The sequence below is a fragment of the Serratia sp. (in: enterobacteria) genome (assembly GCF_046715635.1).
Lineage (GTDB): Bacteria > Pseudomonadota > Gammaproteobacteria > Enterobacterales > Enterobacteriaceae > Chania.
The window spans coordinates 1-10,597 of record NZ_JBKJYW010000194.1; the positions used below are offsets into that span (position 1 = coordinate 1).

Sequence of the window (10,597 nt, forward strand, 5' to 3'; positions counted from 1 at the left end):
GTTGGTGGCGAAGAGTCTGCTGTAACGGGACGCAGGAAACATCATTCAGCCAGGTCAATTCAGGCTCTTTTTTTAGGGCGGTTAGTCGGGCATTGGCCTGAATGTAGCCGATCTTCTCCTGTCGTTCGCGGTACGCATCAGTTCGCCAGCGAAGAACTGAATTGTAGACAAAACGCACACAGCCGAAGGTTTGAGCTAAAAACTCAATCTGATCCTGTGTTGGATAAAACCGATATTTGTAGGCGCGTTTCATATGTACAAAATTACAGGAGTTATAGTGAAAAGACAAAAAGAAGTTAGCTTGAAAACCGCCTCCTTTCCTCCCCGGCCTAAAGGCCGAGGTTTCCCGGAGGCAATCTGATGAAACCCGAATGGTGGCAGAAACTGTTTCCTGATAGCCCACCTTGACAGTGCACAGTATTCATCCGATCTTGGAATATTCATGACACCAGCTAAAAGAAGATACTATGGTGATTTACAGTTTTTTCGTGAAGGGCGAGCAGATTGTGGTACTGGATAATTCTGGACCTGATTTCGCAGATAATCAGAAGCACCTGCTAGATAAAGGCTATGCCAAGCAATTTGAAGAATTGCAAGCCACCTCCCCGCAAGCGGCCCTTGCCAGATTTAAAGACATTAAGGGTGAGGAATACCAAACAGCGCATGCCTTTACTACTGGAGGCGTGTTTACCTCACTGATGGGTGCTTTATTGCCGAAAGGCTGACGGCACCGCCTGCTGGGGTTCAGGCGAATGACTTATGCCCCCACTCATCTATCAAAGACTGTCCCAGTCCGGCAGCTTGTTCACCCGCTTTCGCCAATAGTGATATAGCGCCATCATCAAGCCAAACAGCCCACCAGCCAGTAAGCTTGGCTGCAGCGCCATCAATACGCTGTAGCATTCGCTTTTCCAAATCGTAAACCACATAAACAGGCCCCACACAGAGCCAAAAAAGCCACCAAAGCACAGCACATTCAGCCAGAACGGCATAAACGGCGGCGGTGGGCTCTGGACGCCTAACTTCCACAGCAGGCGCAGGAGCGGTGGAGCATAATTGCTACGCCACATTTTTTTCTCTGCCATCAACGCTAATGCCCGTTCTTTCTTTTCATCAAACGTCATAGTCGAATCCCTTCACTAGCAACAAGTCTATTTTTTATCAGATTGAGCACAGTTTGAGAACTGCCGCTTAAGGATTTTTCACCGTTTAGCTCCTCGCCCTATAGTGGGCCAGATAGGGTTCTATCCTTACCTCAGCTATAGATGTGATGCGATTCGCATCTCCAGTGCAGGACTAGCCATATCATTGGTGTTTGAGCGCAAGAAAGGATAACGGAGATGGATCCACTACATGCAATCACCCTGACGATCGGCCTGTTTGTGTTAACGTTTTTCAACCCCGGCGCCAATCTGTTCGTCGTGGTGCAAACCAGCCTGGCCTCCGGTAGCCGAGCAGGCATGCTTACCGGGCTTGGCGTGGCGTTGGGTGACGCCGTATATTCCGGGCTAGGCTTGTTTGGCATGGCGACGTTGATCACCCAATGTGAGGGGGTCTTCTCGTTCATCAAGGTCGTCGGCGGGTTATATCTCCTATGGTTTGCCTATAAGAGTATGAATAAACAGGCAACGCCATATTCCCCTGCGCTGCAACAACCACTCAGTGCGCCTTGGTATGTATTCTTCCGCCGGGGCCTGATAACCGATCTCTCCAATCCGCAGACGGTGCTGTTTTTCATTAGTATTTTCTCCGTAACCCTAAGCGCCAATACGCCCACCTGGGCCAAACTGAGTGCCTGGTTGGGGATCGTGCTCAGTTCGGTTATCTGGCGCGTTTTTCTCAGCCAGGCATTCTCCTTGCCAGCGGTACGGCGCTCCTATACCAGCGTGCAACGGGTAGCCAGCCGAGCGATCGGTGTAGTGATCGGGGCTTTCGCCATTAAGCTGATTTACGAAGGTCTGACACGCCGCTCCCTATAGCTGGCTCACCTGCTATCGGTGGCCTTTACCTACCACCGATAAAAGCCAAAAGTGCCCTATTCGGTATATAGCTGTTTTAATCTGGCAATGTCCTGCGGCGTCACGCCCACTTCTTGCTCAAGATAGCGATCAACCGAGCCGTATTGTTGTTCGATACGCTTAAGACCAGCGAGAATATATTCCGGCCTTGACTGCTGGATGGCGCTAAACCCCTTGATCGCCTGTGGATCGTTATTGAAGACCTTGCTCATATCCGCCAGCTCCTGGCGATCAAAATCCTGCCGATACTCGTTGGTTAACAGATACTCATTAACAATGGTTTCTTGCGGCACTCCCAGCGCGGCCAAAAACATCGCAGAAACATAGCCAGTCCGGTCTTTACCACCGGCACAGTGCCAGACCATCGCCTTGCCATCGCCTTTTAAAGCGGTCTCAAAAACCTGTTTCATCGACTGGTGGCTCTTTTTGGCTTCAACCATAAAGACGTTAGTGTCGACATAAAAGGTCTCTGCACGGGGGAAACTGACAAATTTGAAGATCGCCTCATTGCTATCCCAGGACACATCGGCATAAGCCGGTGGGGAGTCAGGGATCTGAGTATGGTAATAGGCTACGCCGTCCAGCGCCGGATCGGGTTTTTTAGCGATCTCTTCCGCCCGGCGCAGATCGAACACATAGCCCATATTCATGTTGTTTAGATAGCTATAACCTGCTGGTTTGGCTTTATAAAGCGTATCGGCTCGATAGGCGAGGCCCCACTTGGTATAGCGGCCATCTGCGGTTTTCAGCCCCCCCATATCGCGCAAATTATCCATCCCTGGCGCGGGTACTTTCCGCTCTGCCAAGGTGATCGTCGTTTTCCCTGCCGGTAACATAAAGAGAGTTCTGCGATGCGGGTTAGGATCATCGATCGATAGCTGGCCATTCTGCACGTTGGCGTTCAACGTCTGACTTTTACCCGATGCCACATCCAGCCATTTGATAGCTACGCTCCCCTGGCTTGGCATACCGCTCCAAGTCAAAGCAAGCCGATTACCGTCACGCATAATCATCCCCTGAGGATCGATCAGTTGCTGATTGACCGCGGGTATGGCGGACACGGTCTGGGCAGCATGAACGCTGGTCGTAACCGCCAGCGGTGAAAAAATCAGCGTAGAACAAAGAATGGATAGCTTGAATTTATTCATTGAGAGACTCCTTGGATTGATATAGCGCGGCTAAGTTACGCAGCAGCCGCGACTCCATTCACGGTTAGAACCTCTTTGATTTAAACACCAAATAACTTAACGATGATGGCGATTACTTGCTCATTTTGTTCCCATTTTTTGTCCTGCCGGTGACTATTCTTCAGTTTTGTGAATCAGTTCAAGGTTGGAGACCTGGTTTACCGTTGAAAAAAACACGTGCATTTTCCCATCATTTACTTTAGCATTCACTAAATTTAGCAAATACTAAAATAATGAATGACGGACGAAAACGCCTCACTGCTTGCCAGCGCCAATGCCGCCGCGACGTTACTCAAAACCATGAGCAACCCCCGCCGCCTGTTGATCCTTTGTATGTTGGTGGATGCGCCAGGCACCAGTGCCGGTGAGCTGGCGCTGGCAACCGGGCTTAGCCCATCAGCCACTTCACAGCATCTGGCAAAGATGCGCGAGGAAGGGCTGATTGAAAGCACCCGCGATCGACAACGCATCAATTACTCGATTAAAAATAGCGCCGTGCAGCAGGTCATTAGCACGCTAAAAGCCATCTATTGCCCCTGAGGACACCATGAACGTAGAAACGATAACTGCCCAGCAAGCGCAAAAATTAATCATGCAAGGAGCGCAACTGCTGGATGTTCGCGGAATGGATGAGTATGCCCACGAGCACATTGCTCAAGCCAGCTTGCTGTCGCTGCCTGATATTGAGAAAGGGGGCAAACCGCAGGCGGTTAGCGAACAGGATGTGGTGATTTTTCACTGTCAGTCGGGCCGTCGTACGGCAGAAAACGCAGCGCTATTGGCAGGTGCCGCAACACCTGCCAAGGTTTATCTGCTTGAAGGCGGTATCAATGGCTGGAAGCAACAGGGATTGGCTGTCGTCAAGGGTAACAACCAGCCACTCCCCATCATGCGACAGGTGCAGATTGCTGCTGGCTCCCTTATTCTGGCTGGCACTATCTTGGGGTACGCAGTCTCTCCCCTATTCTTCCTGCTGTCCGGCTTTGTAGGTGCCGGGTTGCTATTTGCCGGGCTCAGCGGATTTTGCGGGATGGCGACGCTATTGGTCAAAATGCCTTGGAACCAGCCAAAATAGCGAGATGCTCAACCTTAGGGGCGCCGCATGCTGCGCCCGCTTAGCCGCTACGTCCCAAACATCAAAGTTTGCCAAGATCCAACGAATAGACCCGTGACGACTCGCCCCACGGGTGATAACCAAGCCCATCAAAACTGAAACCCAGCTTCTCGTAATAGCCCACATGATCGGTACACAGATGCAAACGGGGAAATCCCAGTTCGCCTGCGGCCTTGGCTACGTGGTTGACCAACAATGCGCCGTACCCCTGCCCGCGATAATGCTCATCGACATACAGCGCACATAGCCACGGATACAGTTCCATGCGGCTGATAAAGTCATTGGTGATGAGCCCCACACAACCCGCAACGGTTTCCCCATCCAGCAACAAATACCACTGCGGCAACGGATTTACCGCGTCGATACATCGGGTTATCGAGTCTTGATACAGCATCATGGTTTCTGGCGATGCCCACTGACGCTGGAAATAATCGATAGCCACATCACGATAGGTTGGTTCCTGACGCACCGAAATAATGTTCACCCAAGCTCCTGATTTATTCTGTGGTAAGCAAGTTATGCCCTGTTTTGGCTGGCAGCCAACTTAATGAACGCATACCATTAACACGCCGCGCTGTTATGCGGTTTATATAATAAAGGAGATGTTATGTCGCAAAATATCTATGACAATCAAACCTTCTTTGACGGCTATGCGCAACTCAGCCGTTCAGTACAGGGTTTAGATGGTGCACCGGAATGGCCAACCATCCGCAGCATCCTGCCCGATTTACAGGGCAAAAAGGTGGTCGATCTTGGCTGTGGCTACGGTTGGTTCTGCCGCAGTGCTCGTGAGCAAGGTGCAGCCCAGGTACTGGGAATGGATCTGTCAGAGAAGATGTTGGGCAAGGCAAAAGAGATGACCGATGATCCGGCGATTACATACCGCCAGCAGGATCTGGAAGCGCTACAGCTGCCGGCAGCCAGCTTTGATTTGGTCTATAGCTCGCTGACGCTGCACTATATCGAAGACCTCGGCAAGCTGTTCGCGACCGTTTATCAGGCATTGGTGAATGGTGGGGAGTTTATTTTTACCGCCGAACACCCAATTTATACTGCGCCAAAGCATCAGGGCTGGTTGGTGGATGAGGCAGGGCAAAAATCTTGGCCGATTAATGGCTACCAGCAAGAAGGGCAACGTATTTCTAACTGGCTGGCAGAAGGGGTGATCAAGCAGCACCGTATGCTGGGTACCTATATCAATTTGTTAGTCCAGCAGGGATTCACCATCCGCTATCTGAACGAGTGGGGTCCTTCGGCTCAACAGATCGCCGACAATCCGGCACTGGATGAAGAAAAAGAACGCCCGATGATCTTTATCCTGGCGGTACAAAAACCCGCTGCGTAATGGCTATTCGCTTTATTAAACATTGTTAAAACATCCAATATTGGGGAGGCTGCCTCCCCCCAATACTTTCCAAGCTTATTCACAGCGAACGGTTCTGGGCAACTGCAGAACAACACCGTTTCACTGTCAGTACAACTTACTCGCTCGCCATTTCGCCGCCTGGGCTTTCCGGTTCTGGTTCATCGATATCAACGTTCTGCTCTTCTTCAACCGGCGGCATCTCCAAGCGCAGATCGATCCAGCGCCCTTCAGGAATATCCATCGGCTCCCCAGCAACGATCGCTGCGGTATCAATATCAAAGCGGCGTTTGCTGACTTTGACCGTGATCGTGCCGTCTTCGGCCGCTTCGGTAGCGACGAAGCATAGACGGTTACCGTTGACGTCCTGCGGGACTTCGATGTTCCAGCCTTCCAGCGCGAAACCTAGCGAACCCGTCACTTTATATACGCCAACCGAGACTCGCTCTGCGCTAACGCCTGCGGCTTCGCTATTCACCGCCGCCAGCCCAGATAGGGTAAAGCCGTCCAGGTATTCGTCGGGCATTTTGTCTGGATTGCTGGAGAGACGCGCGATGGGTGATGCTTTTTTCAGGAAGCCGTTGGCGTCTACGGTGGTGTTTCCGGTATGCCAAACTTCTTTCCATTCACCAACACCGTTATTTTGAATACGACGGAACCCCATTCTGTCCGAACCCAATGGGAACGCCAGTTGGAAACAATGTGTGCGTCCGGTATAGCCTGAGACATTCAGCACATGAGTATTTGTATTACCAAACGTGTCTGTCATTGATGATAGGTTGGCATAAAATGCTCCATTAACTCGATAATCAGACGCTAATGAATACCCCGTTAATGATGGTCTGTAATCTACCCCCAGACCATACTCCCCGACTTTTAAATAACGAGAGTCACTTCTACCACGCGCCTCGTAAATATCCCAAGCAGTCCATGATGAAATGCTAGCATCATATATTCTTTGATAAAAATAATCAGCAGCCTTATATGGATAATAAAGTTGCGTTATATAGAATCGACCTAATACTCCCGCACGTGAACTAAGAACACATAAAAAACCAGCCTGAGAATTCGGATAATGATTCTCGGCAGTGGCATTTGCGTTGAGGCTTTGATAATAATCCCCATCTGTTTTAATATTATCTAAATCCTGTGTACCCAGCGACGTTGACTGAGTTTTAACCTTCACAGTACCAATGTAGATATCACTCGGGAATGTTACTCGTCCATCCACGCCATATATTACACTAAATTCTGAACCACCCCAGCGTTGTGTCATTTGCCCAGTAGCTGAGGTTACGTATATAGCCCCCTTCTCAACTCCATCCATATCCTTATAACGCAAAATTACGTTTGCCCCGGGAGTTTTTGCTTGAAAAACGTTATCACCGAGTGATGTTGAGCCATTATTAAACGTTGCGGCTTTAGAGAACAATACCGGACCGGCTATGCCTTGATCTGCAGTAGCTGTTTTTGACAGATAATCGGCCTGGATCTTCGCTAATGTTGGCACAGTTAGCTTTGTACCATCATCCTTGGTGAAGGTCATATCCCCGGAGCCAGTAAACCAGCTCACCGTATCATTGCGGCTACCCTGGAAGAAAGTCAGCATCGCCGCAAAGCGTGCGGAGAACTGGCTGATATCGCCTTCATAGGTAGTGATAATCGCATAGCTCTGCCCGCTGGCCGTTGAACCTGCATAGTTGCTGTTAAGGGTCAGTGAAGTGTTGCTATTCACCTGCTTAACTTCATACAGCTTATTGTCCGGTGCCAGCAAAATCATACCTGGCATTACACCGAACTTAGCATCGGCCCACGCGGTGCCGGTACCAGTTACGGCTGAGTTATTAGCGATTAAATTGATAGTGCCTGTTTTGTACCACATAGTTCTTACTCCAATTAAAATAACCGCACATTGCGGTTCACGAAATTAATTAATCTACCTTAGTGACAACCTGGGTTTAACTATGACTTCACAGCAAACACGGCGATAGCATTTAAATAATTACCATTTTCAGCAGACGCCACATATTGAATTGTGACACTATTATTTGCATACAGCGGGAAAGAATAAGACTCGCTATCCGTTGCCACTTGCATACTGTGACTTGCCCTTACTTCCTTAGTTAATTGACGAACACCATTAACAAAGATAGATGCACTGGCCGAACCAAAATCATAGATAGTCTGGTTATTATTGCCGCCACCAGTTTCACGCGACGTTGTATAGGCTGACACAGATATGATTGGTATGAAAATCGTTCTATTAAAAGGTTGTGGAGAGATTGTTACTGAGCTCCCAGAGCTAACCGGGATTATTTTTGCTATATCCCCCTCAATCGAGCTTGCTACTACTCGCTCAATTGTTGCAGTACCTTTTATAGTGACATTCTCAAGAGTTCCTGATGTTGCCTCAATATGCCCTCTTGCAGTAATGTTATTAAAAACAGCATTACCATTTTTCTCAATTGACCAGCCTATTCTTTTATTCCAGTCATAGTTATTTGACTGAATATACTCGCCAATTTTTGCATTAGTAATCGTCCCATCAGCAATAAACGCCGAGTTAATAAACGTCTGGCCATTTTGCACGGCGAAGGGAACAGACACATTGCCTTCATCTTTGGTCACCAAGGCAAATCGATCGGCCCGCACCAAAAATTGCCGGTTACCCGCGTCATCAACCCCCAATGCCAAACCGGCAACGCTGCTTTCCCCCTTCTTACTGGTTTCAACTTTTACCGACCAGGTTGCGGAGACCTTGCCATCCAAAGTCGCCTGCGCAGAACTCACCTGCTGGACCGCCGCCTTGTTATCCCCCACCGCCGTATTCAATAACTTGATATCGTTAGCCGTTGCCGATTGGTTATCGGTCACGGTTTTCGACAGCGAGGTAATAGCCGACGTATTGTCACCGGTAGCGGATTGTAGAGCACCAATTTGCTGAGCCGTCGCGCTATTGCTATCGGTTAGCGTTTGGCTCAGGGCGGTAACCGAGGCCTCATTCGCCCCTGTTCGGCTGGTCAGATCGTTAATCAGCTTGGCCTGGGCACTGTCCGTATCCACCAGCACCTGCAACTGCTGATTGAGTTGGGCATTATTGTCCCCCACGGTGCCTGCCAGTGCTGTCACCTGCTGGGATAACGCTTTGTCGGCTTCCGCACGCACCGTCTGTTCCGTCATCAAGCGCGCATCAACATCACCAAAGCTCGCGCGTAATTCGGTGATCTGCTGCGCCTGGGCGCGCTGATCGTCCGCCATCACGTTTTGCTGGGTCTTGATCGATGCGGTGACCACATCATTGCTGATAACGTCTTCCGCCTGCTTTAACGACTGCTCGATATCCGCCTTGGCAATGGCTTCAAGCGAGCTGCTGAGCGAGGCCTGCGAACCGGCCGAGTCGCTTTGAGCCTGCTTCAGCTCGCCGATCGCTGCGCTGTTTTCACCGGAGGTCGCCGTTAAGGAACCAATCTGCTCCGCCATGGCCGAGTCTTGATTAGCCAACGTCTGCAGCCGATCGTTGATGGCCGCCGTATTTTGCCCAACGGTGGAGTCCAGCGAACTCAACTGCCGAGATAACGCTTCATCCGCCGTGGTCCGCGCTTGCGATTCAGAGGCGATCGCGGCTTTATTCTCGCCACTGGCCGCTCCCAAGCCGGTAATTAACGATGCTTGAGCACTACCGCTATCCACCAGCGCCTGCAAACGCTGGTTAACCTCGGCCTGATTGCTGCCGACATCTGCGCTCAAGTGGTCAAAGCGTTGCGACAGGGCACCGGTCTCGCTGGCCCTGGTGGTGATCTCCTGCTGCAACTGCGCAGACACGTCGCCAAAGTTCGCATCCAGCTGCGTGATCTGCTGGGCCTGCGCTTGCTGCCGATCGGCAAAAACGGTTTGCGCCGTGGTTAACCGGGCGCTGCTCTCGTCCAGACGTTGAACATCGTTATCCTGCTTAAGCGTCTGTTCGATATTCGCCTTGGCCGTAGCCTCCAAAGCCTGTTGCAGACTAGCCGTGCTGCTTTCGGCATCGGTTTGCGCTATGCCTAGGCGGGTGATGGCCGCCGTGTTTTCCTGGCTGGTCGCCTGGATCACGTCAACCCGTTGGCTCAGCGCACCGTCGGCATCGGCACGGGATTTTGCCTCTGCCTGGATAGCCGCAGTGTTGCTACCTGCGCTGGCTTGCAAACCGGAAATCTGCTGGGCCTGAGCCGAGTCTGTCGCCGCCAGCGTTTTCAGCTGTTGGGTCACCTCAGCTCGGTTTTCGCTAAACTCAGAAGTCAGCCCGCTGAGCTGCTGGCTCTGCGTTTTCTGCTGATCGGCCAGCGCTTCGGTTTTCTGCGTGACCTGCGAGTTAACCTTGTCCTGTTCCGTCTTGTTGCTGCCGATGGCCTTGGCATTGGCGGAAACGTTGGACTCCACCTTAGCCAAAGCAGAATCGGCATCGGCTTGCGCCTGCTCCAGCTTGATAATCAAACCTTGCTGATTATCCGCCGTGGCTTTGACCGAGCTGATATCCTTGGCTAACGCCCCATCAGCATCCACACGCGCTGCTTTCTCCTGCGCGATTTGTGCAGCGTTCCCTTCAGCCTTGGCGATCACCACGTCTAGCTTGCTGGCCAGTTGCTGGTCGCCATCCTGCAATTGGGTGATCTGCGAGGCAACCTCTGCCATTGCCGCATTAGTGCCACCGGTAAGGGCATCAACCTTGGCTTGCAGTTCGGCATCTGCACGCGCCAAGCTGGCCCGGGTGCTGTCAATTTCCCCGCGCGCGTCCTTGATATCGCTATTCAACGCCTCCTGGGCCTGGGAGAGTTTTTGGCGGTTATGCTCGATGGTCAGGCTGTTTTCGATGGCGGCTTTGCCCAGCTGCGTCAAATCCTGTTGCAGCACATCAACAGCATTGCTCAGATCGGCATTG

The 10,597-nt window shown here is 51.1% G+C and carries 11 protein-coding genes; 5 read left to right on the forward strand and 6 right to left on the reverse strand.

Annotated features, from left to right (window positions below):
* Positions 1 to 289: helix-turn-helix domain-containing protein (locus ACLQ7H_RS09560; protein WP_411752464.1), on the reverse strand; the 289-nt coding region annotated here is incomplete at its 3' end.
* 178 nt (positions 290 to 467) lie between these two features.
* Here ACLQ7H_RS09560 and ACLQ7H_RS09565 point away from each other — a divergent pair.
* On the forward strand, positions 468 to 725 hold the full coding sequence (locus tag ACLQ7H_RS09565) for a hypothetical protein (protein WP_411752454.1): 258 nt from the start codon (positions 468 to 470) through the stop codon (positions 723 to 725).
* A 51-nt stretch (positions 726 to 776) separates the two neighbouring features.
* Here ACLQ7H_RS09565 and ACLQ7H_RS09570 read toward each other — a convergent pair whose 3' ends face one another.
* Positions 777 to 1,124: a DUF6404 family protein gene (locus ACLQ7H_RS09570; protein WP_411752455.1), complete on the reverse strand. Its 348-nt coding sequence runs from the start codon at positions 1,122 to 1,124 to the stop codon at positions 777 to 779.
* Positions 1,125 to 1,340: 216 nt separating this feature from the next.
* Between ACLQ7H_RS09570 and ACLQ7H_RS09575 the strand changes: the two genes are divergently transcribed.
* Entirely contained in the window at positions 1,341 to 1,979 is a 639-nt protein-coding gene (locus ACLQ7H_RS09575; protein ID WP_411752456.1) for a LysE family transporter, read from the forward strand.
* A gap of 56 nt (positions 1,980 to 2,035) precedes the next feature.
* On the opposite strand, the gene ACLQ7H_RS09580 is transcribed toward ACLQ7H_RS09575, so the two are convergent.
* The gene (locus ACLQ7H_RS09580; protein WP_411752457.1) at positions 2,036 to 3,166 is read right to left on the reverse strand and encodes a tyrosine-protein phosphatase; all 1,131 of its coding nucleotides are present in this window, start codon (positions 3,164 to 3,166) and stop codon (positions 2,036 to 2,038) included.
* A gap of 276 nt (positions 3,167 to 3,442) precedes the next feature.
* Here ACLQ7H_RS09580 and ACLQ7H_RS09585 point away from each other — a divergent pair, with 276 nt between their 5' ends.
* Entirely contained in the window at positions 3,443 to 3,745 is a 303-nt protein-coding gene (locus tag ACLQ7H_RS09585) for an ArsR/SmtB family transcription factor (RefSeq protein ID WP_411752458.1), read from the forward strand.
* A 7-nt stretch (positions 3,746 to 3,752) separates the two neighbouring features.
* A complete protein-coding gene (locus ACLQ7H_RS09590) occupies positions 3,753 to 4,280 on the forward strand; it encodes a rhodanese family protein (protein ID WP_411752459.1) in 528 nt (175 codons plus the stop codon).
* 61 nt (positions 4,281 to 4,341) lie between these two features.
* On the opposite strand, the gene ACLQ7H_RS09595 is transcribed toward ACLQ7H_RS09590, so the two are convergent.
* Positions 4,342 to 4,803 (reverse strand): GNAT family N-acetyltransferase, encoded by a 462-nt coding sequence (locus ACLQ7H_RS09595; protein ID WP_411752460.1) that lies wholly within the window; start codon positions 4,801 to 4,803, stop codon positions 4,342 to 4,344.
* Between the two features lie 123 nt (positions 4,804 to 4,926).
* Here ACLQ7H_RS09595 and ACLQ7H_RS09600 point away from each other — a divergent pair, with 123 nt between their 5' ends.
* On the forward strand, positions 4,927 to 5,664 hold the full coding sequence (locus tag ACLQ7H_RS09600; RefSeq protein WP_411752461.1) for a class I SAM-dependent methyltransferase: 738 nt from the start codon (positions 4,927 to 4,929) through the stop codon (positions 5,662 to 5,664).
* A gap of 136 nt (positions 5,665 to 5,800) precedes the next feature.
* Here the strand turns inward: ACLQ7H_RS09600 and ACLQ7H_RS09605 are convergent, their stop codons facing one another.
* On the reverse strand, positions 5,801 to 7,564 hold the full coding sequence (locus ACLQ7H_RS09605) for a pyocin knob domain-containing protein (RefSeq protein WP_411752462.1): 1,764 nt from the start codon (positions 7,562 to 7,564) through the stop codon (positions 5,801 to 5,803).
* An 80-nt stretch (positions 7,565 to 7,644) separates the two neighbouring features.
* On the reverse strand, positions 7,645 to 10,597 hold a 2,953-nt coding region (locus ACLQ7H_RS09610), incomplete at its 5' end, for a phage tail tip protein (protein WP_411752463.1).

Bases quoted from the DNA above. Each gene is read 5' to 3' on its own strand.
- ACLQ7H_RS09585 (WP_411752458.1), top strand. From the start codon at position 3,443: ATGACGGACGAAAACGCCTCACTGCTTGCCAGCGCCAATGCCGCCGCG.
- ACLQ7H_RS09605 (WP_411752462.1), bottom strand. From the start codon at position 7,564: ATGTGGTACAAAACAGGCACTATCAATTTAATCGCTAATAACTCAGCC.
- ACLQ7H_RS09600 (WP_411752461.1), top strand. From the start codon at position 4,927: ATGTCGCAAAATATCTATGACAATCAAACCTTCTTTGACGGCTATGCG.
- ACLQ7H_RS09580 (WP_411752457.1), bottom strand. From the start codon at position 3,166: ATGAATAAATTCAAGCTATCCATTCTTTGTTCTACGCTGATTTTTTCA.
- ACLQ7H_RS09570 (WP_411752455.1), bottom strand. From the start codon at position 1,124: ATGACGTTTGATGAAAAGAAAGAACGGGCATTAGCGTTGATGGCAGAG.
- ACLQ7H_RS09590 (WP_411752459.1), top strand. From the start codon at position 3,753: ATGAACGTAGAAACGATAACTGCCCAGCAAGCGCAAAAATTAATCATG.
- ACLQ7H_RS09575 (WP_411752456.1), top strand. From the start codon at position 1,341: ATGGATCCACTACATGCAATCACCCTGACGATCGGCCTGTTTGTGTTA.
- ACLQ7H_RS09565 (WP_411752454.1), top strand. From the start codon at position 468: ATGGTGATTTACAGTTTTTTCGTGAAGGGCGAGCAGATTGTGGTACTG.